Source organism: Paenibacillus sp. FSL H8-0079 (assembly GCF_037991315.1).
Taxonomy (GTDB): Bacteria; Bacillota; Bacilli; order Paenibacillales; family Paenibacillaceae; genus Paenibacillus.
Window position 1 is genome coordinate 1,476,938 of sequence record NZ_CP150300.1, and the last position, 21,613, is coordinate 1,498,550.

Sequence of the window (21,613 nt, forward strand, 5' to 3'; positions counted from 1 at the left end):
GAACCACATGCGTATGTTCAGGCTGCCTAAATTGGTATTGATCGTCATTTTAATGTATACACTTATGATTCCGACAAACCAAAATGTTGTTCAGTCTGCTGAAAGTTATCAATGGGATCAAATACCCATTGGCGGTGGAGGTTACGTTACAGCGGTTGTTGTTCACCCAACAGAGCCTAACTTAGTCTATGCTCGTACGGATATTGGCGGTGTCTATCGGCTCGACCCCGTATATAACAGGTGGATTCCTTTGTTGGATCATATTGAACCTGACGAAAGTAATCTATATGGCATTGATGGCATCGCACTGGATCATCAGAATCCGGATATCGTCTATGTTGCTGCCGGAAAGTATGCGAATGGAAGTCCCAGTGACATCCTAAAGTCGACAGATCGAGGCGAGACATGGACACGAACGGGATTGAATCTTCGTAATGTTTCGAATGGCAATATTCATAGGGCAATGGGGGAGAGTATTGCTGTCAACCCATCAAACTCGAACTATCTGCATGTGGGCACAAGATATGATGGATTATATACATCCAGTAATGGTGGAGATACATGGAGCCATGTGCGTGAGGTCCCCTATGGACTCTCAGGGCAGGGGATTCGGAGCGTTGCATATGGAGTTAACCCTGCAGCCAAGCATGAGCAAGTTGTGTATGCGGGGGTAAGAGGTATAGGAATCTTTTCCAAAATGAAACGAAGCAATGGTCAGATGACCTGGGAATTGATCAGGAATAGCCCAGAGAGTACAGCACGGATGACGGTATCCAAAAGTGGGATTTTGTATGTGACTACGGATAACCGTGGAGTTCTGAAATACAATGGAAAGCAATGGACCAATATTACCCCGAGTTCTCAATATTCATCCTACTATGGTATAAGTATTGATTCCTCCAATGATAATCACATTTTGGTTGCTGTTCGTACGGGCGGCAGTAACTTACCCTTATATCGCTCCACCAATAGTGGTCAAACCTGGACCAACGTGAACAAAACGTTAAACGACAGACCCCCATGGTGGACATCCAACATGTTCTTTTCGGCGACATCAAGTGTTGTGTTTGATCCCCATCATCCCGGAAGAGTATATGCTTCCGATTGGTCAGGGGTATTTAAGACAGATAACATTACACAGGCGATGACGCAATGGGATGCGATTACAGATGGACATGAGGAAGTCGTTGCCCTATCAGCTACGACACCACCTCAAGGGGCTTCTTTCTTTAGTGGTGTGGCTGATCAGATTGGGTTCAGGCATTCGGATGTGTTCAATACACCGATTAGAAAGCTTCCGCTTTCAGGCATGCAGGAAGTCGTGAGCATCGATTATCACGAGGCAGACCCCAATCAGATTATTTATTTGGGAAGTAATGATTGGTATGGAACCATTACAAGGCTATTTTTGTCATCCGATAACGGGCTGACGACTACCTCTGTGAATGTGCCGCCTGGCTCCCAATTGGGACGTGTAGCATATTCGGCTGCGAATCCAAATTTGATTATTTATTTACCACAAACCGGTAACGCAGTGAGAAGCACGAATAAGGGCGTAACCTGGCAAAGTATGAATGGACTTCCACCCAATAATACTGGAGGAGATTCCATATTCACGTATAACCAGACGTTAGCCGCTGATCGAACAAATGGAAATAAGTTTTATGTGTATTCCGCTGGACATTTATATCGAACAACTACCGGCGGGGCTAACTGGATCAAGGCGAATACAGCTGCATTGCCGCAGAGTGAGAAAATCAAGGTGGAGGCTGCACCAGGCATGGAAAATGTAGTCTGGGTGAGTCTGGGGGGAGCAGGCTTATATGCTTCCAATACTTCCGGGGCTACGTTCACCAAAATACAAAATGTACAATCGTCTGAGCTATTTGCTTTTGGAAAAGGGAAATCAGGAGCGGCTAATCCTGCTGTCTTTATCTATGGCACGGTCAATCAGGTCAAAGGATTCTTCCGTTCCGATAATATGGGACTCACCTGGAATAACATCACACCTGCGACCGGCATCGGTCTCGGTAATGAGCCCCAAGTGATGGAGGCTGATCGTCAGACATATGGGAAGGTCTATGTAGGTACGAATGGCCGTGGATTATTTACAGGCTCTTTTGTTCAATAATCTGTACCTGGCACTATAAGAAGTATAGAAAGAGATATGAAAGTGGTGATTACAATCCTAATAGAGGAGGGCTCCCGGCGACAGAATCATAAGCGGAGAAGATACGGATACGTGATCTCCGTGCTTCTGATTATGTCGTGGATTTTGTTCATCTGGTCCATGTCCGCACAATCCTATCAGCAACAGACCATTCAGCCTTGGCTCCATCAATGGTCTGAGAAAATACAGTGGGTGTTATTGCTGCCTGATATCCAGTTCACTTATGGTGAGCATCATTATTCATTAAACCAACGACCCTATGACTTTGCCGAGTTCGTATTTCGTAAAAGTGCGCATGTATTTGTCTATGCTGTCTTGGCTGTACTCGTCTATTGTGGGATGCGATATCAGAGAAGCGGCATGAATACATCTATAGGAGTTGCATTGGCTACTGTTATCGTGATCGCATCCATCGATGAATATATCCAACGTTTCAGTCCCAATCGGACGGCTTCCATTCGAGATGTGGGAGTTGATCTGGTCGGTGGTTTCTGTGGTGTGATGTTATGGATAGCGGGCGTAGCGATCTATCAGAAATTAAGATCATTTAGACGCTCTCATCGCTAAAGAACGTGATTTCCCAGGAAATTAGATGCATCGTTCAGCTTCTACTTGTCTACCATTCATCATAAATATGGATGGAGGACAAGGAGGACTGGACATGCTGCGAAGAAGAAACAGGAATGCTTTGCTCAAGAAAATCGGGTTCATAGCGATTATACTGATCCTGCTATGGTTGATCGGTAGAACCATTCCGTATTTGTTTCGGGCAGATACACCGGATGAAGCTGCGGCTGTTGCCGAAGAATTTTACAAATATGAGCAGACGGGTGACTTCGGCAGTTCATGGGAACTGTTTCATCCCCTGATGAAAGAGCGGTTTCCAAAGAGTGCTTACGTACAGAACAGAGCACATATATTCATGCAGCACTTTGGCGTGGAAACTTTTGAGCTGGAGATGGAGCAGCCGGAGCGTGAGTTCGATGTCACGGTGGTGGATGGTGTGAAGCCATTCTCAGAAGCTTACAGAATCCGGGTCACTCAGAAGTACTCAGGTACCTTTGGACAATTCGATATTGTGCAGACCTGTTATCTGGTAGAGGATGGGGATGAATGGACCTTACTCTGGTATTATCCGAATCAGAAGAATGAGGGTGCCTCACAGGATAACAACAGTGAATAATCATACATCAGTGTCAAAGCAACTGGAACTCCGTCATAATGATATTCACCCATACGTTGCACCGAATTGTATCATTTACCTAACATGAGGCTCCATAAATGCGAGACTTTTGTCGCATTTATGGAGATTTTTTTGTATTTTACTCGATTTTATGGCTGTGAAGCCTTGACATTAGTCCCGGTGTCAAGTAAATTACGAGGTAGATACAAAATGTATCAATTTTCAGCGTCTAACGACAAATAACAGGGACTTCTAAGCTCCTTGTGAGGGGAAGGAATATCATTGATCGAAACGGGCCGCTTTTACTGTGTCAGTTGTGGGATGATTGTGTCGGTCGCTAGAAGCTCTGTCGAAATGAAGGAAGAGGGCTATGGAGGCAATCACGTATTTCGCACCGGATTCTATCGGAGTGAAATGCCGCTTGGATGCTGTGAAGCGTGTGTAGTTGAAGTGAAACGTCAGGGGAAAACCCAGTTTGCGGGACAATATACTAAAGATTATGATACACTATGTGCATATGAGAAACGGGCATGAGCTATATGCTCGTCCATGAAGGAGGGGATTGAATGCAGCAGGAGCCGGTCGTCCGGATTCAGGGCGTCAGCAAGATCATATCCTCCCGATCATTGGTCAGCGACCTGACTCTGGATATTTCTCCGGGGCAGGTTTTTGGTTTTTTAGGACCTAATGGCGCGGGAAAAACAACGACGATTCGAATGATGGTTGGACTGATGTCCATCAGTAAAGGTGATATTTTCATCTCGGGACACAGTGTGAAGAATGAGTTTGAGCAGGCGGTAGCGCAGGTCGGAGCCATTGTGGAAAATCCGGAGATGTACAAGTTTCTGACTGGATACCAGAATCTCGTTCACTTTGCCCGCATGTCGCCGGGAGTGACGAAAGAACGTATTGCGGAAACAATTGAGCGTGTGGGGCTTACGGCCCGTATTCACGATAAGGTTAAAACCTACTCACTGGGCATGCGCCAGCGTCTGGGTGTCGCGCAAGCGATATTACATAAACCGAAGCTGCTTGTACTGGATGAGCCGACCAATGGTCTGGACCCACAGGGTATACGGGAACTGAGAGATTATTTGCGTCAGCTCACCCAAGAGGAAGGCATTACGGTCTTCGTATCCAGTCATCTGCTGTCGGAGATGGAACTGATGTGTGATACCGTAGCCATCATCCAGAACGGCAAGTTGATTGATGTAAGAAACCTTCGGGCTGAAGCTGGTTCGGATGCATTAATCGAAGTTGCCTTTGAGCTGAATGATGCAGACCGCGCTGTCGATCTGATTCAGGATGCTACAGTACAGGGCAATGTCCTGGTAGCACGGGTGTCTCGTGAGCAGATTCCGGATATCAATGCCAAGCTGGTTAGCGAAGGGTTTCAGGTATACGGTATTCGTAACGTGACTCACACCCTGGAAGAACAATTCTTGCAAGTCACTGGGGGTGGAGGCATTGGGTAGTTTCGGTAATCTGATATTGAATGAAAACATGAAAATTTTCCGTCGTCCTCGTACCTGGATCATGTTATCGATTCTGGCACTGATCTCGCTGTTAATGCCAGTGTTACTGCGAGAAGGCATGGGGTCCAATGAAGTCTTGTACTGGGAAGCGGCTGTGACGACCATCCAGATCACGTTTTTCCTGAACACGATCTTCTGTGTTGTGATTGCAGCGGAATCGGTCGCAGGCGAATTCACCTGGGGAACCATTAAGCTATTGCTGATCCGTCCATGGTCACGAAGCAAAGTTCTCGCTTCCAAATACCTGACCGTCATTGGCTTCAGTATTGTCAGTACATTGCTGGTCATCGCGATGGCCATGCTAACGTCCTATATTCTTTTCTCGCATGATGCTCCGGGAGGAAGCAATAGTCCGGCTACGAATGCTCTGACGCTATGGGGATATCTGTACGTCGATCTGTTCATTACGCTTGCGATTGCCTTCATGGTGTCCTCCGTCTTTCGTTCAGGCGCACTTGCGATTGGATTATCCCTGTTCATTATGTTCTCACAAAGTATATTCTCACTCATATTCAATCCGGACCGTTATGAGTGGGCCAAGTATGTTTTATTCAACAACATGGATCTTAGCAAATACATGACTTCCGGAGCGGAATTTACGCTCATGGGTGGTCCGAGTGCAGGAATGACACTTGGTTTCTCCATTGCAGTCCTGGCAGTGTATTATGTTATTTTCATGGTGATTTCCTGGGTTGTATTCAGCAAAAGAGATGTGGCAGGCTAACGCCTGCTTCTTTTTTTTGCTCCAATGCTGTTTTGGGAAGAAAAAAGTGTATATTCAGCATCGGCTGTGGCATGACTGTCATTTAAGGGTACTTATAAATGACTAGATATACATATCAACGCCGCAGTCACTTTGGCAACGCAGCGCATGGAGGGATCACGTTTCTTGATAAACAACAAGTTCTACCGCATCTGCACAGCGATTATTCTGCTGCTGCTCATCGTGTATCTGGGGGATAAAGTGAACTTTATTTTCAGCCCCCTGACCTCACTGATTCACATCATCATCATTCCGCTGCTGATTGCTGGTTTCTTCTATTATCTGCTGCGCCCGCTCGTCGATTACATGGAAAGGCATAAGATCAAGCGTGCATTGTCAGTTCTGATTATTTATGTCGTGACTGCATTAATACTTGCTGGTTTCAGTGTGTTGGTATGGCCTTCATTGAGAGAACAACTGATGAATTTTGTGGAGAATGCTCCAGCGTTGGTTACTTCGCTCAGCGACCAGTTGAATGCACTTGAAAAGAGTAATTTCGTTTCCAGATATCTGCCTGACGATTCCAATCTATTCTCACGACTTTCTGATATTCTAAGCCAAGGGATCACTCAGGTAACCGATTATGTCTCCGGGTTATTCTCCGTGGTATCCAATCTGGTTATTATTCTGGCTACGTTCCCGATCATGTTGTATTACATGCTTAAGGAAGGCAGCAAGTTTGGAACGAATCTGACCTTATTGTTGCCAAGACATTATCGGAAGGATGGGGAAGAAACCGTCCATGAGATCGATGAGGCACTAAGCAACTATATCGTCGGCCGGGTTATCGTTAATGTAGCCCTGGGGATTCTGATGTACATCGGTTTTCTCATCTTAGGTTTGCCGTATGCGTTGCTGCTGACCGTTGTATCGATTATTCTGAACTTTATTCCTTATGTGGGAGCTTTGCTGGCAGCTATCCCGGTTGTCATTGTCGCGTTTATCGAATCACCTTCGATGGCGATCTGGTCCCTGGTCATTATTGTAATCGCACAGCAAATTCAGGATAACCTGATCTCACCTTACGTCTACGGCAAGCAGCTTGATATTCATCCACTGACTACCGTTATTCTTTTGCTTGTAGGTGCCGATCTGGGAAATATCTTGGGTATGATTATCGTGATTCCGCTATATATGATTCTGAAAATTATAGTTCGCAGAATCCATTATCGGATTGTCGAAGATAAGACTGAAACTTAAATGGAATTAGAAATATAACTCTGTTATGTGTCTCCACTAATGTTTGCTCTTGAATCACATCGATAAGCTCAACAGGATAAGCCGCATATCCATGGTGAAGGGTTGGTAACTTGCCCTCGCGATGAATATGCGGCTTATTTTTTATTTTCAGAATTATTGCTCACTCATGTTATACCTGTTATACTTGATATATAACAGATAATAAAAAGAAGGTGAACCCTTGATTATTCAACTGGATATGCAATCCGAACTTCCCATCTATTCGCAACTTGTTTATCAAATTATTGAAGGCATTGCTAGTGGTGAGTTACAGCTAGGTGAGGCGCTACCCTCGGTTCGGAATTTGGCAGCAGATATTGGTGTTAACCTTCACACGGTCAACAAGGCTTATACACTACTCAAGCAAGATGGATACATTCTTGTTCATAGACAAAAGGGAGTCGTGGTAAACCCTGATGGAATGCCTGATTTAACGGATGATTTTTTGAAAAAGCAGCAAAGCGAATTAAGACCGATTATTGCCGAAGCGATATGTCGTGGAATGACCAAAGAAGAGCTAACTGCGGTATTAGACCAAATGTATGATGATGTAAAGATGGGTCACAACAGAGAATAAAGAATCAAGGGAGTGTGTTATGTATGCAACTATTTAGTATATTACCTATCATCTTAATCTTTGCTCCATTAGCCTTACTTCTATCCTTTACACCTTATTTGACAAGGGAAACAATTAGCTTTGGGGTTACGGTAAGTGAATATAATTACCACACACCCATCTTACGTAAGCTACGGAGTACGTTTGCTACAGTAAGTTTGATCGGGAACGGGTTGGTTATCCTTGTCTGTCTGTATTTACTTCGATCTGCTAATGAAGAGTCAACCGCAATAATCACCGGTGTTTGCACAATGATATTCATTGTGTACTGGTCAGCACTGCACATCTTATTTCATTTCAAGATGAAAAAGATAAAGGGAACACTTACAACTGTAGAAACACCTCAAAGGGTTAAAATCGATACTACCTTCCGCCAAAATAAGCTCACCTATTCCAACTATTGGTTTCTCATTCATATTGCTATTATTGTAGCCATTGCGATCATTTCGATCCTGAATTATAAGGCACTCCCTAACATCATTCCAATGAAATATGATTTTCAGGGCAATGTCACTTCCAGTGTGCCTAAAACCTACCTTTCGGTACTGGCTATTAATCTTGTACAGCTAGGAATTATTGGACTTATGATGTTGGTGAACTGGAGTATTAAAACAAGCAAACAACAGCTTACTACGTCTAATCCTGCCAAATTTGCTGCTGAAAATATTCAATTCCGCCGTAAATGGTCCCTATTTACGATCATAACAGGGTTCCTTCTTACCATTTTATTTGCCTTCATTCAGATCAATATGTTCGTCCCTAATCTGGTCTTGTTAACAGCGATTAGCTTTATCACCCCCGTGGCGATCGTATTAGGCGCTATATTGCTGTCTCTCACAGGCAGACAAGGCGGTGGGAAAATTCGTAATCATCAAGAGGATCGCGAACGATCCAAGGAGCAGCCTGTGAATGACGATGAATATTGGAAGCTTGGTTTTATTTACTTCAATGCCAATGATCCTTCTTTTACCGTAGAAAAACGTTATGGAATAGGCTGGACGATTAACTTCGCTCGTCCGCTATCTTGGGTCCTGTTGTTATTCATCATTGCTATTGTTGTTATAAGTATAGTCCTGAGCCAATAAATGCTCATAGATCTATGCATATCATAAAAATAATTAGGAGGATTTATGATGATGAACAATTGGAAAAAGCTATTACTGTCTCTTACTTTCGTATGTCTCATCCTTCCGGTGACAGCCATCTCAGCAGCTGCTGAGAAACCCGCTGGTAGTGAAAATCTAGTTCCTATTCGTGAGATTGCAGAAAAGAATGGGGCAGAGGTATCTTGGCAACAACAAACAGGAGAAATCACAATACGAAAAAATGAGCTTACGATTGTAGTTAAGGTAGGAGAGAAACAGGCGATGGTGAACGGGCAGGTCATATCCTTAGACAATCCTGTTCAGTTAACGAAAGGAGTTACCTTTATGGATGAGGGATTTCTTACTGATACGCTGAAAGCAACACCGGAGGACATATTCATTTCACTTATAAGTGAGGGCGATGGCAAGGAGGCTGCCAAGTATGTTCATACCTCTGTGAGTGGAGTGTTGTCACCCACGTTGTTGAGTCAGCTATGGGGAGCTTTAGAAGGACAAAATGGCAAAATTACAAGTGAAGCCATAGCTAAACACGTAGAAAATAACACAGTACATCGTAATGTCACCTATACTTTTAAGACAGAGCTTACTCGTATAAATATTACAGTCAGAATGAATGATGACGGACTTGTGGATGATTTGTATATTGCTGCCGCCACGCCAGATGTGTATCAAAAACCAAGCTACGACGACCCATCTGCCTATACAGAACAAGATATTACCGTTGGTCAGGGTGATTTAGCTTTGCCAGGGACATTAACTTTGCCCAAGGGAGAGGGATCTTTCCCGGTTGTCATTCTGGTACACGGATCTGGGCCTAGCAATCAAGATGCTGCCATTGGTGGTACAAAGCCGTTTCGCGATCTTGCGGTAGGTTTGGCTTCACAAGGAGTTGCTGTATTAAGATACGATAAGGTCACGTATGAGCATACCTATAAGGTGGCTTCACAGCCTAAATTCACATTAAAACAAGAGAGCGTAGATCAGGTAAACGATGCGGTGGAATTGCTTAAAAAGAATGCACATATTGATTCTACAGCGATTTTTGTAGCTGGACATAGTCAAGGCGGGTTTGCAATGCCGTTAATCATTGCTGAGGATAAACAACATGATATTGCAGGAAGTATTCTACTTGCTGCACCAAGTAGTAGCTTTGTGGATGTGCTTACCGAGCAGCAGGACGAATTGGTAGAGCGGATGAAGCAGCTTGGATTGGACACGGAGATCATTCAAGGGCAAGCTGATTTTTATAAAAATGTGGCTGCGATGGTTAAAGATCCAAAATATTCTGTAGATCATCTTCCTGAGGCGTTTCCACTTCAACCTGCTTATTGGTGGTTTGAGCAGAGAGATTATGTGCCTGCGGAACTGGCTAAAACACAAAATACACCTATGCTTGTTATACAAGGCGAAAACGATGTGCAGGTGTCTATGAATCAATTCCAAACCTGGAAATCGTCTCTTCAAGGTCATTCCAATGTAACGTACAATAGCTATCCAAAGGTAAATCATCTGTTATCCAGCTATGATGGACTTTCGATTGGTCAAGAGTACGCTGAGCCATCTAATGTCTCTAAAGCCATTATCGATGATATTGCAAAGTGGGTATTAAACCTTGATTGATACCTTGGGAAAGTGACATATTGAGCGAGAAATAATAAGAAGAGCACTTACCGATGTAGGCAAGTGCTCTTCTTATTGCATAAAAAGTTACTTTATTTAGCCAAATTAGGAGACTCTTTCTCGTCTTCATCGGTGTAGTCAGACATGGTCAGTGGTTCCTTGGGAACAACAGCAACTTTGTAGAACCGATTTTTGTCTTTTTCCAGCAAAACAAAGATTAGATTATCGAACTCATATTCTTCCTGTTCGTTCATCTCGGGACGATGGCTGTAGAGCCACCCACCAATGGTGTCCCACTCATCTGCATCCAGGCTGGACATAAACATGTCGTTCACCTTCGATAAGGAAACCTTGCCATCCATAATGACATAATTCTCATTGATGACTTGAATATCTTCCACTTCGTCTGCGTCGAACTCGTCGCGAATCTCACCAACAATCTGTTCAAGTACATCCTCGATGGTTACAATTCCGGAAGTTCCTCCATATTCGTCGACAAGTACGGCGATATGTACGCCATCCTTCTGCATTTTCTTGAGCAAGTCCTTCACAGGAGTTGTTTCGTGAACAGCCGATACAGGCTGAATCAGGGAGGACAGATCGACAGGTTCATCGTTTCCGTAAAGCTCCAGGAAGAATTGCTTTGTATTAATGATTCCGATGATATCGTCTTTACTCTCATTGACTACTGGAAAACGGGTATATTGTTCTTCACGAATGATCTCCAGATTTTCCTCGTTCGTTCTATTCACATAAAGGCAGACCATATCGGTCCGAGGTACCATGATTTCTTTGGCTAACATCTCATCAAAAGCAAAGATCCGGCTTACATAACCGAACTCGGCTTGGTTGATTTTACCACTTTCAAAGCTTTCATTAATAATGATCTGCAACTCTTCTTCGGAGTGAGCATCTTCATGTTCAGAAGCAGGTTTGATTCCGAACAGTTTCACCAGTTGGTTCGCTGAGCCGTTTAGCAGCCAGATAAAAGGATACATAATTCGGTTAAACCAGATGATAGGTGTAGACGTCAGCAGTGCAACAGTCTCGGCTTTCCGGATTGCAATCGTTTTTGGAGCGAGTTCACCAACCACAACATGCAGATACGTGATGGAAGCAAACGCGATAACAAATGATAAGAATGAAGAAACCGCCTCAGGAATTTGCATGCTTTCGAACACAGGGTGGAGAATCTTCTCTACCGTTGGTTCACCCAGCCAGCCCAGTCCCAGAGATGTAATCGTGATTCCAAGCTGGCAGGCAGACAAATATCCGTCCAGATTGGCAACGGCTTGTTTCACAGCCAGCGCACGCTTGTTTCCTTCTGCAATCATTTGATCGATCCGGCTTGGACGAACTCGTACCAGAGCGAACTCCACTGCAACAAAAAACGCCGAAAGTCCTATCAAAAAAGCAACCAATACTAAATTTAACGCATACCTCTCACTTTCCATTCACTGCTCTTCTCCTTTAGGTAATAAGTTTTTAACGAGTATTATATCTAATTTTACGTAAGAAGACCACCTTCTCATGAATAAAAGAGGGAGAGTCTGGAAGCAAAATTGAGCAGATTGGCGTCACAATGCGGTTCTGTTCGATCATTAATCTGATATGTAGAAGGTAACACAGTCAAAATATACAATCGATGAGCAGAAGTTCGGATTACCAGAATCAAGTATTTCGTATGCTTATGTAAAGTTTTATCTAAGTAAACGTTACGAACAGGGGTTACATTGGGTATCTATGATTAGCTGCAGGCTTAATCGTCAAAGCTGTGTAAGTGAGAGATTGGCAAGGTGATGAAGCTTGCCAACTGAGGAGGAAGCCGAATGTTCTGGCTGGTCATTATATTAGTCGTATTTATTTTTCAGGCAGCCACGATTCTTTTGCTGGAATTTCGGAATCCGGCCAAAGCTGTGGCTTGGCTGTTTATTTTGTTCTGTGTGCCGCTGGTCGGTTTTGTGGTGTACTATTTCGTGGCCCAGGACTATAACAAACGCAAAAAACTTCGCAAGGGCGGATCACGGATCTTTCGGGAAATGAGGGGAACGATCTGGGAACAAGCCCACATCATTGGAGATGTTGAAGAGATGCCTGGCAATCGTTACAACCATCAGCATCGATTGTTTAACCTGCTATCCCATCTGTCGGAGAGCCCCATTACGGGTTGTAATCACAGCACAGTGCTTACGAATGGGGAAGAGGCATTTGCAGCGATGCTGAGGGAAATGGAAAAAGCAAAGCATCATTTGCATGTGGAATTTTACATTTTCCGTGATGATGTGATCAGTACGAAGTTTCAGGATGTCATGATTCGCAAGGCACAGGAGGGCGTGAAGGTTCGGTTTATCTGTGACGGTCTTGGCAGTCACAAGATGAGCTGGAGTTTTATCCGCAAACTGCAGGATGCAGGTGTGGAGTTTCATTATTTTCTGCCTCCACTAATTGCAACAATTGACCGAAGAGTTAACTACCGGAATCACCGCAAAATTGTCGTTGTGGATGGACAGGTTGGCTTTGTGGGCGGCATTAATGTAGGCGATGATTACCTAGGACAATATCCTGAGATCGGTTTCTGGCGGGATACACATGTGCAGATTGAGGGAGATGCCGTGTACTTCCTGCAAAGTACGTTCCTGAACGACTGGAAATTGGCTTCGGGTGAGCGAATTACCGAACCTCAGCTTGCGGAATTGTTTCCACCTCATATCTGTAGTGGAGAAGAACGAATTCAGATTCTGGCCAGTGGCCCGGATCAGGACTGGGATGCCATTCAGGAGATGTGTTTTGGTGCCATTTCGGTAGCCTGTGACCGGATTTACATTACCACACCATACTTTATCCCGGATCCTGCGCTGTATGAGGCACTCAAAACGGCTGCTGTCAGTGGGGTCGATGTGAGAATTATCATTCCTTATCAATCCGATTCCAAGCTCGTGCATCTGGCGTCACTTTCATACGTGGAGGAGCTGTTGCGAGCAGGTGTGCAGTTTTTCCAATATCGCAAAGGTTTTGTACATGCCAAAGTGATGATTGTAGATGAGTTGCTCGCAACGGTAGGTACGGCCAATATGGACATGCGTAGTTTTTTCTGTAATTTCGAAATGACGGCCGTATTGTTTGAAAGCACTCCGATTGACCGTTTGGTTGCTGACTTTGAACGGGATCTCGGGGAATGTAGTCAGATCGATGTGCGGGTATTTCAGAAGCGTTCGCGGTGGCAAAAAGGCGCAGAAATGCTTTCTCGGATGCTTTCTCCGCTTCTTTAGCCGATTTAGGGCAGATTTCTGAAGATAAGTTCACTTTTTGTGAATTTATCTTCTTTTTGCTAAGTATTTTGCTCAAATTTGATCTTTTATGATATAATAGATATATAAATCATGTCTTGGCGAAGGAGGGGAGTCTGCGGGAAAACAGGCTCCCTTTTGCTCTCTTTTGAAAGTGTAAACCGGAATTAAGACAATCTTGAATCCATTTCATATAGCCTTTAGATGCTTGTGCTCGTACTGACAGGGTACGTATAGAATCGATCTTTGTGAACACGCACTTCTATATGTAGGTTCCCCCGTGGAGTATTTAAATGATTTATGAAATGGATTCACATACTGATCCAACGGGGGGGATACCATGTCCAATGTAACGGTTAAAGAACTGACATCCAAGCCTGACCGGGGCGTCAAAAGCTCGGTGTTTACATTAAAGCTGCTGCAACGTATTGTGATGATTCTGATCGGTGCTGCACTGATGGCTGTATCGCTTGAAGTGTTTCTCGTGCCAAATGGTGTTATTGATGGTGGGATTACAGGTATTTCAATTATGGTGTCGGAGCTTACACATCTGCCACTGGGAATATTCCTGACTTTGCTCAACTTGCCGTTCCTGATTCTGGGTTACAAGCAGATTGGTAAAACGTTCGCGTTATCCACGCTGCTGGGGATCGTGGTCATGTCCATCGGGACTTCATTATTGCATCATGTTCCTGCACTAACACCAGGGGAGCCACTGCTCGGAGCTGTATTTGGCGGATTGATCCTGGGTGTAGGGGTTGGACTCGTTATCCGGTCTGGTGGTTCACTGGACGGTACAGAGATTGTGGCGATCCTGCTTAGTGAGAAATCACCGTTGTCTGTAGGACAGATCGTATTGTTCATTAACGTATTTATTTTCGCAGGTGCAGGATTTGTATTCGGCTGGCCGAATGCCCTGTATTCCATGATTGCATATTATATTGCGATGAAGATGATTGATATTGTGAATGAAGGACTTGACCAGTCCAAGTCGGTATGGATCATTAGTGAGAAATATCGTGATATCGGTTCAGCTCTGACAGACCGTCTCGGTCGCGGGGTGACTTTCCTGGATGGAGAGGGTGGATTCAGCGGGGACGAGAAGAAGATCATCTTTGTCGTAATCACCCGTCTGGAAGAAGCGAAGCTCAAGACCATCGTTGAAGATTGGGACCCGCAAGCCTTTGTGGCTATCGGTAACATTCATGATGTGAAGGGCGGACGTTTTAAGAAAAAAGGTATCCATTAGCGATGTATATACGCATGAATGATAATAGCCGACACCCTTGTGATGAGGGAGTCGGCTATTTTTTCTTCAAGTGCTTGAGAATGAGCTCAACCGGTTGGGGTTCAACGGCTGCAATCAGATCACCGATGTCATTCAGGCGCTCAACAATGTTCATCAGATGGTAATCCTGGATGGAGACATTGTTTCGAACCTCATCCCAGGTTAGTGGAGTAGAGACGGTGGCTCCTGATTTGGCACGTGGTGTATAGGGAGCCGCAAGGGTCTTGCCCCCATAATGCTGGAGGTAGTCAAAATAAATCCGGTCTCCACGGTCCTTTTTGAGTCGTTCCAGTGTGAATAGATCCGGGTGCTTCTGAGTGACATATTTACCAACAAAATACCCGATATCCCGCAATTCGTCAAAGGATATCCCTTGCACTATCGGAACAATGATCTGAACGCCTGTGGCGCCTGAAGTTTTGGGGATGGACCTCAGACCAAGAGAAGTCAGGGTCTCGCCAACGATGAGTGCAGCTTCCATAATCCGTGGCTCATGCTCCTGAGAGGGGTCCAGATCAATCATCCATTCACAGGGCAGAGTGCTTCCAATCGCATGCAGGGAGGGGTGGAATTCAAGTGCAGCCAGATTGCCGAGCCATAACAATTCGGGGAGTCCATTCATGACCACATAGCGGATACCGTCGTGTACTTGAGTCCGAACATAATCCGGGACAGGCTCAGGGGCATTCTTTTGATAGAAAAATGTCCCTCCAGCTCCGTGAGGATACCTTATGGTTGTAAGCAATCGATTGCTTGTATATGTGAGCAGATACGGAGCCAGGGCGGCCAGCTTTTGCAGATAGATGGCTTTCGTAACACCCGCATCCGGCCACAACAGCTTGTCCGGGTTCGTGACCGTTAGCTCAGTTCCATCTATTATGATGGTTCCTTGGATCTTTGGGGCCATAACAGTACACCTCCTATTGTCTAATCAATCGTTGGAATCATGGGCTGAAACACGCGTGCAGCGATCTTTTCATCATTGAAGAAGCTGGTTCGCCAGACAATCCTCGCGGGTTACATCTGCGAAGGTCTGGATACTGGGATGACGCAATGTGCGATGATGAGTCAGTTCCATATATTGAACTTTGACACCTAATCGTGGTTCCACCCAGGTGGTCTCTGCACTACGCTCGGGTACATTGTGGAACGGCCTATCCTGCCTGACCAGAGGCTCCACTTGATGTGTAAGTTCCCGCCAAGTATTGGAGTTCAGCTTGCCAGTCCCGACATGACCAATATAGACAAAGTTAGGCCCATCATATACACCAATCGCGACGGCATTCACGATACCGCTCCGGTAAGTGACTCCTCCGATCATGGCATATACATCATGCATGATTTTGACCTTCTGCCAGCGCTGATCCTTACCCTGAATGCCGTAGCTGCTGGTGAGATCCTTACAGACGATACCTTCCATCTGGTGCTGTCTAATGACCGTAAGCAGGGAAGCAGCATCAAGCGTATTGGTGACCTCCTGAACATGGGGAGCGGTGTTGAGAACCTCGTGCAACAGGCGTTGTCGATCTGCCAATGGCTGATCCGTCACCCATTGTCCCTCATAGAAGAGGATATCAAATACCATATAAGTAACCGGAATCTGATGTATGGCCTGGGCGATACCTTCGGGCCTGCTCATGCGATCCCGCCGCAGAACGTGATAAAACGAAGGTTTTCCGGTGTCCGGGTCCAGCGCAATCACTTCTCCATCCAAGATATAGGAGGAGCCTGAACATAAATTGCGTGGTGTTACTAGCTCGGGATACTGTGCGGTTCGATCATGCAATCTGCGATTCACCAGACGCAGCTCCTGCCCGTCCTCATAGGCAAGCATACGGACTCCGTCCCATTTGACCTGGGCAATCCATTGCGGTCCTGTGGGCAAGGTGGCCCGGGATATGGGTTCGAACGGAATCAACGGTTTGAACATGGAGAACTCCTTTCACGTACCAACCCCTTGGCACAGGTTAATTTGGAATCTTGTTGTATTTTTGAAAACGGGACTTCATATGATGCACCAGAATGAGCAATAACGGAAGCGCTATGCCACAGGTCAGATCCCAGTCAATCCAATAGGGAATGATGACCTTGAGGTAAAAGTTCTCGTCCGGAGCGATCAGAATGGACATGGCGAGAATAAGCATGGAACCCGGCAGAATCAGTGAACGATAACTGGACAAGCGAAATAGGTGAGCCGTGCCAAGGACAAAACTGTAGAAGAACAGTGCGGCTTTGAAGAAAACGGCAATAATCCAGACCGATGCCATGAAGGCTTCAATCCGTTGCAGGAAGTTTCCGATATTGATCTTCTGTGAAAGGTTGAATGAGGCGAACCAGTGATGCTGTGTCATCCATGGTCCCATGACGAGCAGACACATACTCAGCGTCAGTGTAAGTAACAATCCGCCAATCGTGCCCGCTAACAGGATGTCCTTCTCCAGATGGGGTTCCTTTTTCGTGTAGGGGAAGAGCATCATGAAGATGCACAGCTCGCAGTAGGGATATGTGAGTACAGCTACAAAACCTTTGAGTGGATTAAGAAATCCTTGTGCAAGTACCGGTTGGATATTGGCCAAATGTACATGGGGGATTAGACACACCGTCAGAATAAGCAGAAACAACACGACCAGAGGAAGAAAGACTTCGGCACTCTTACCGATGCTCTCCAGACCCGATAGAAGCCCCCAGACAAGCGCACACATAAAAGCCAAATGCAGAACCAATAATGGAGATTCAGGCAAGATCTGAGTAGCCATAAAATCGCCAATCTCTCTGATGAACGTTGAGGTACTGATCAGGAAATAAAAAAGGTAAAAAGAGCTAAACAAGGCCCCAATCCAAGGTCCCAGTGTGCGAAGGGCATTCTGAATCAGACTTAATCGGGGATGCAGTTTGTAGGTAACAAGCATAATGATGAGTATGCCGAAGCCACCTGCGACTCCTAACAAGGCGGATAACCAGGCATCCTGCTGTGCGTAGGATGTAATCATGGAAGGAAAGACCAGAATTTGTTCCCCAATCGTGCACAGAAACATTAGTGAAGCGAGCTGCCTAACAGTTAAGCGCCCCTTTTCAATCATAAGGTATCTCCTTAACGTATCTCGTCTGTGTATATGGATAGGATGCGCCAATTGTTCCAGTTATATAAATAGGCAACCAAAAAGCCCGGATAGCTGACCTCTCTCTGTGATGAAGAGAACTCAGTTACCCGGGCTTGCTTATGTGACCCGTGAGCGATTGAAATTGAATGATGCAGAATGCGGGATGTTAGTTAAATTAAAGTACTGCGCAAACAAAGTCAGTTTGCGGTGGTCAGACGGATACGGATATTCTGTGGGTCTACCGTAAACCAGCTGTCCTCCACTTGTGTAACAGCTGCGCCGGATTGACGCAATTGTTCAAGTGCCTGTTGCACTTCTTCCTTCGTGGCGTAAACAATGGTGAAGTAGTCAATTCCTGTAGCGTTATCGGGATTAATAGGCGCGTGTACTCCTGCCCAGATATTGAGTCCCAGATGGTGATGATATCCGCCGGCAGAAACAAATAAAGCGGACATGTTGGCGAAGTTACCTACGATATCAAAACCAAGAGTGCCGGTGTAGAAGTTGCGCGCTTCTTCCAGGCTGCGGACGTGGAAATGCACGTGACCAATGACTGTGCCAGCAGGCAGACCCTGCCAAGGTTCATTCTCCGATATGGCAAAGAGGCTTTCTACATCAACAGGATCACTTGCCATCACGTAATTATTGTCGCTATCCCGTTTCCAGGTGTCACGTGCACGGTCAGCATAGATCTCAATCCCGTTCAGATCGGGATCGGAGATATAGAAGGCTTCACTGACCAGATGATCGCCTTGGCCGATTTCGATACCGGATGCGGCCAGATTACGCAGAGCAAGACCCAGGGACTTGCGGTCAGGTAGCAGGATGGCGAAATGATACAAGCCTGCGTGTGAGCGTTCAGGCAAGGTAATTCCATCCGTCAGCTCTTCCAATCGCAACAGGGACTGTTTGCCGTCCGCTGTTAATGTAGCTACTTTGCCGCTCTGCTCCAACAATTTTAGTCCGACCACATCAGTATAGAACTGAATCGAACGGTCGAGATTCTTAATTCGTAGACTCACTTCGCCCAGATGGGTTGTGGCAGGGATTTGATACGTCGTATTCATAATGGTTTCCTCCTGATTGTTTGATCATTAGATAATTGGGCTAATCGTTTGATTGCGTATATGCGTTGAATCGAATGATTGAATTGTACTCGTCACTTGGCTGAAGTAGAAAATGTAGGATAACTGTATATTCATAAATAAGTTACTTTTCATAAGTAAATATAAAATATAAATTACCTTTCGTCAATCGTATTTTATGATGATAGCTGGAGTTTTATCGGCAAGAATAGTTTCAATAATTCCGTCAAATAAAAAAATCCGACTGAAAAGCCGGATCTGAGTTGAACGTATTACATGGGCATAGGCATATAACGGAATCATTCTTGCCTGGGCGACAATTAACCCTTTGGTTTGGGTGTGGCCTTTTTTCTTTTCGCTGGAGCAGGTGCATCGGTTTCTCCACCCGCAACAGCTTGAGCGGACGTTTTCCGTGGTGCACGTTTCTTAGGCTTGGCGGTTGTTGTCCCAGGGTCAACTGGAATGGGTTTTACAGCCTCGATGCTTGCCTGTAAAGCAGCCATCAAATCCATCACATTGGCTTCAGGTTTGGCTGGAGCAATCTTGATTTCTTCGCCTGCCACTTTGTGCTGGATCAGATCCAGCAGTTTGCTGCGATAGTCATCGTTGTATTTACCAGGTTCAAAAGGCGTAGAAAGTTGATCAATCAGCAGCTTTGCCATCGTGAGTTCCTTCTCATTCACGTTCTGCACTTCTGGCAGGTTGGGCACCTGGGAGACAGGACGAATCTCGTCCGGATAGAAAATCGTCTCCATCGACAGGCAATCTTCCAGCACACGTATGGCAGCGAGACTGCTTTTCGAGCGGATGGAAATTTTGGCGATGCCAATTTTGCCGGTATCCCGCATCGCATTCATCAACAGCTGGTAGGCGTTACCCCCAGCCTGATCGGGCGATAGGTAATATGTTTTCTGAAAATAGATGGGATCAATCTCAGTCAAGTCAACAAAATCCAAAATGGTAATGGTTTTGCTGGTGGAGTCATTTAGCGCTTCCAATTCATCTTTCTCGAAGAGTACGAACTTTCCTTTTTCATATTCATAGCCTTTGGTGATTTCCTCCCACTTCACGTCCACTTCACAGGATGGACATTGGCGAACATAAGCGAGCGGGCTGCCGCAGACTTTATGGATGTAGCGCATGGAGATGTCTTTGTCTTCGGTAGCCGAGAACATTTTGACAGGCACATGCACAAGGCCAAAACTGATTGCGCCTTTCCAGACGGTATGCATAAGTCGGCTCCTTTCGAAAGGGTACATTTTTATTCAATAGTATGGGCATCTGGTGCGAGGGATAATCGTCTTATAAACGAATGAATTCGTATGGTTAAGCGAGACTCGGGGATCATAAGAGAAGTGATCTTGTAATTGAATAAGCCGGGAGGTGCCGAAATGAGTAACAGACGGGATGAAGAGGAAGCGCACAAGCATGCTTTTACTCCGTATCCTCTTGCTGATGCCGAAAGCGCTGAAGAATTTTATACACCAGCTACAGCTGTGAATTGGGAAGCAGTCACTTCTGAAGAATTACCCCTTGATCGGGAGTCATTCATGCTCGACATTGACCGGATGGTGAATGAAGGGTTAGGTGGAGGACAGGTTACGGAAGATAACGGTCATATTGGTGAAAGTACAACAGATAGCATGGTTCGTGAATCACATGATGATCCGGAAGGGGAGTATGAATAAGATGATGGATGCAAAGCGTGCCAAAGCGATCTATGATTCCAAGGATACCATTGCTGTAACATTGGAAGGGGATCCGGTGTGGATTGAGAATGTGGATGAAGCCAATGGCATGGCGACCGTTCAGGTTGGCAGCAGGCCGGGAAATACCCAGACGGTACGTGTGGATCGGTTGGAGGAGTAGTTACAAGTAGCGTGTAGTTATTGTGGAATCGGTGAGTGAATAAAAGCTAAAATATGTGCGTAGGACGGCCGGTACCGAGAGGTGCCGGTTTTTTGTTTTTCCTAGTGGGTGTCTGAAAACTCCGAAGGAAGCAAGTTTCCAGACCCGTCTAATAATGCACGTTTATATTTGCGCTTGTTCCTTCGATGTTGCGGGGGAAGAAAGGGACCGATATAATAAGGTTCAAAGTGAACTCAGGCGGCTGGACCGCCAAAGGTGGGGCGTATATTGAATCAGACGCACGAGCAGTGGGTGTATCAATCCCATGGCATTGCAGATACAGAAGCGCTCGCGTCCGCACTCGCCAGACAGGCAAACGCCGGCATGGTGATTGCGCTGGATGGTGATCTGGGCGCGGGGAAAACGGCATTTTCACAGAAATTTGCTTGGCATTTGGGTGTACGTGATGTGGTGAGCAGTCCCACATTTACGCTAATCAAGGAATATGAAGGGCGCCTGCCCTTGTATCACATGGATGTATATCGCATTTCGCTGGAAGAAGCGGATGAGCTTGGACTTGATGAATATTTCTATGGAGCCGGAGTCAGTCTGGTGGAGTGGTCAAGCATCATTCCCGAATTGCTGCCGCAAGAGCACTTGCATGTACAGATTGAGACAACGGGCCTAGAGGATCGAACGATTACACTGGATGGGTACGGCGAGACTTATGCAGCCATGTGCCGACAGTTCAGACAGAATGGAGTCAAATGAT

21 protein-coding genes are annotated in these 21,613 nt (G+C 45.5%); 15 read left to right on the forward strand and 6 right to left on the reverse strand.

All coding sequences use genetic code 11. The annotated features are described in order from the left end of the window. Nucleotides 1-7: 7 nt before the first annotated feature. The 10 genes from MHI06_RS06455 (at nucleotide 8) to MHI06_RS06500 (ending at nucleotide 10,232) form a co-directional block, all read left to right on the forward strand. The gene (locus MHI06_RS06455) at nucleotides 8-2,131 is read left to right on the forward strand and encodes a YCF48-related protein (protein WP_340400881.1); all 2,124 of its coding nucleotides are present in this window, start codon (nucleotides 8-10) and stop codon (nucleotides 2,129-2,131) included. Nucleotides 2,132-2,242: 111 nt separating this feature from the next. After that, nucleotides 2,243-2,737: a VanZ family protein gene (locus MHI06_RS06460; RefSeq protein WP_340400882.1), complete on the forward strand. Its 495-nt coding sequence runs from the start codon at nucleotides 2,243-2,245 to the stop codon at nucleotides 2,735-2,737. Nucleotides 2,738-2,831: 94 nt separating this feature from the next. Beyond that, nucleotides 2,832-3,353 carry a hypothetical protein gene (locus tag MHI06_RS06465; RefSeq protein WP_340400883.1) on the forward strand — a complete coding sequence of 174 codons (522 nt, stop codon included), beginning with the start codon at nucleotides 2,832-2,834 and terminating at the stop codon, nucleotides 3,351-3,353. 282 nt (nucleotides 3,354-3,635) lie between these two features. Then, the gene (locus tag MHI06_RS06470) at nucleotides 3,636-3,887 is read left to right on the forward strand and encodes a hypothetical protein (RefSeq protein WP_340400884.1); all 252 of its coding nucleotides are present in this window, start codon (nucleotides 3,636-3,638) and stop codon (nucleotides 3,885-3,887) included. 32 nt (nucleotides 3,888-3,919) lie between these two features. Further along, nucleotides 3,920-4,828, forward strand: a complete 909-nt coding sequence (locus tag MHI06_RS06475) for an ABC transporter ATP-binding protein (RefSeq protein WP_340400885.1) — start codon at nucleotides 3,920-3,922, stop codon at nucleotides 4,826-4,828. After that, complete coding sequence (locus MHI06_RS06480; RefSeq protein ID WP_169480173.1) at nucleotides 4,821-5,612, forward strand: DUF2705 family protein; 792 nt, start codon at nucleotides 4,821-4,823, stop codon at nucleotides 5,610-5,612. The genes MHI06_RS06475 and MHI06_RS06480 overlap by 8 nt, the downstream gene beginning before the upstream one ends. A gap of 165 nt (nucleotides 5,613-5,777) precedes the next feature. Then, nucleotides 5,778-6,851: an AI-2E family transporter gene (locus MHI06_RS06485; protein ID WP_082762678.1), complete on the forward strand. Its 1,074-nt coding sequence runs from the start codon at nucleotides 5,778-5,780 to the stop codon at nucleotides 6,849-6,851. Between the two features lie 220 nt (nucleotides 6,852-7,071). Continuing rightward, nucleotides 7,072-7,467, forward strand: coding sequence for a GntR family transcriptional regulator (locus MHI06_RS06490; RefSeq protein WP_169480171.1), 396 nt, complete (start codon nucleotides 7,072-7,074; stop codon nucleotides 7,465-7,467). Nucleotides 7,468-7,757: 290 nt separating this feature from the next. After that, the gene (locus tag MHI06_RS06495) at nucleotides 7,758-8,591 is read left to right on the forward strand and encodes a DUF5808 domain-containing protein (protein WP_340400886.1); all 834 of its coding nucleotides are present in this window, start codon (nucleotides 7,758-7,760) and stop codon (nucleotides 8,589-8,591) included. 45 nt (nucleotides 8,592-8,636) lie between these two features. After that, nucleotides 8,637-10,232: a stalk domain-containing protein gene (locus MHI06_RS06500; RefSeq protein ID WP_340400887.1), complete on the forward strand. Its 1,596-nt coding sequence runs from the start codon at nucleotides 8,637-8,639 to the stop codon at nucleotides 10,230-10,232. Nucleotides 10,233-10,324: 92 nt separating this feature from the next. Here MHI06_RS06500 and MHI06_RS06505 read toward each other — a convergent pair whose 3' ends face one another. Further along, nucleotides 10,325-11,686: a hemolysin family protein gene (locus MHI06_RS06505; protein ID WP_340400888.1), complete on the reverse strand. Its 1,362-nt coding sequence runs from the start codon at nucleotides 11,684-11,686 to the stop codon at nucleotides 10,325-10,327. A gap of 375 nt (nucleotides 11,687-12,061) precedes the next feature. Here MHI06_RS06505 and cls point away from each other — a divergent pair, with 375 nt between their 5' ends. After that, nucleotides 12,062-13,501 carry a cardiolipin synthase gene (gene cls, locus MHI06_RS06510; RefSeq protein WP_169480168.1) on the forward strand — a complete coding sequence of 480 codons (1,440 nt, stop codon included), beginning with the start codon at nucleotides 12,062-12,064 and terminating at the stop codon, nucleotides 13,499-13,501. 358 nt (nucleotides 13,502-13,859) lie between these two features. Beyond that, nucleotides 13,860-14,768, forward strand: a complete 909-nt coding sequence (locus MHI06_RS06515) for a YitT family protein (RefSeq protein ID WP_062833061.1) — start codon at nucleotides 13,860-13,862, stop codon at nucleotides 14,766-14,768. A gap of 55 nt (nucleotides 14,769-14,823) precedes the next feature. On the opposite strand, the gene ligD is transcribed toward MHI06_RS06515, so the two are convergent. From ligD to MHI06_RS06540, 5 genes are all read right to left on the reverse strand, one after another. Then, the gene (gene ligD / locus MHI06_RS06520; protein WP_340400889.1) at nucleotides 14,824-15,714 is read right to left on the reverse strand and encodes a non-homologous end-joining DNA ligase; all 891 of its coding nucleotides are present in this window, start codon (nucleotides 15,712-15,714) and stop codon (nucleotides 14,824-14,826) included. 72 nt (nucleotides 15,715-15,786) lie between these two features. Beyond that, entirely contained in the window at nucleotides 15,787-16,737 is a 951-nt protein-coding gene (locus tag MHI06_RS06525; RefSeq protein ID WP_340400890.1) for an RNA ligase family protein, read from the reverse strand. A 37-nt stretch (nucleotides 16,738-16,774) separates the two neighbouring features. Continuing rightward, a complete protein-coding gene (locus MHI06_RS06530) occupies nucleotides 16,775-17,887 on the reverse strand; it encodes an endospore germination permease (protein WP_169480165.1) in 1,113 nt (370 codons plus the stop codon). Between the two features lie 218 nt (nucleotides 17,888-18,105). Next, on the reverse strand, nucleotides 18,106-18,975 hold the full coding sequence (locus MHI06_RS06535) for a VOC family protein (protein WP_340400891.1): 870 nt from the start codon (nucleotides 18,973-18,975) through the stop codon (nucleotides 18,106-18,108). 338 nt (nucleotides 18,976-19,313) lie between these two features. Continuing rightward, nucleotides 19,314-20,225, reverse strand: coding sequence for a Ku protein (locus tag MHI06_RS06540; protein WP_340400892.1), 912 nt, complete (start codon nucleotides 20,223-20,225; stop codon nucleotides 19,314-19,316). 159 nt (nucleotides 20,226-20,384) lie between these two features. On the opposite strand from MHI06_RS06540, the gene MHI06_RS06545 reads away from it, so the two are divergent. The 3 genes from MHI06_RS06545 to tsaE all read left to right on the forward strand — a co-directional run bounded on the left by MHI06_RS06545 (nucleotide 20,385) and on the right by tsaE (nucleotide 21,612). Next, nucleotides 20,385-20,681, forward strand: a complete 297-nt coding sequence (locus MHI06_RS06545; RefSeq protein ID WP_175623716.1) for a hypothetical protein — start codon at nucleotides 20,385-20,387, stop codon at nucleotides 20,679-20,681. A gap of 4 nt (nucleotides 20,682-20,685) precedes the next feature. Next, entirely contained in the window at nucleotides 20,686-20,862 is a 177-nt protein-coding gene (locus MHI06_RS06550; protein ID WP_026081228.1) for an H-type small acid-soluble spore protein, read from the forward strand. A gap of 267 nt (nucleotides 20,863-21,129) precedes the next feature. Next, nucleotides 21,130-21,612, forward strand: a complete 483-nt coding sequence (tsaE, locus tag MHI06_RS06555) for a tRNA (adenosine(37)-N6)-threonylcarbamoyltransferase complex ATPase subunit type 1 TsaE (RefSeq protein ID WP_017690089.1) — start codon at nucleotides 21,130-21,132, stop codon at nucleotides 21,610-21,612. The last annotated feature ends 1 nt before the right edge of the window (nucleotide 21,613 follow it).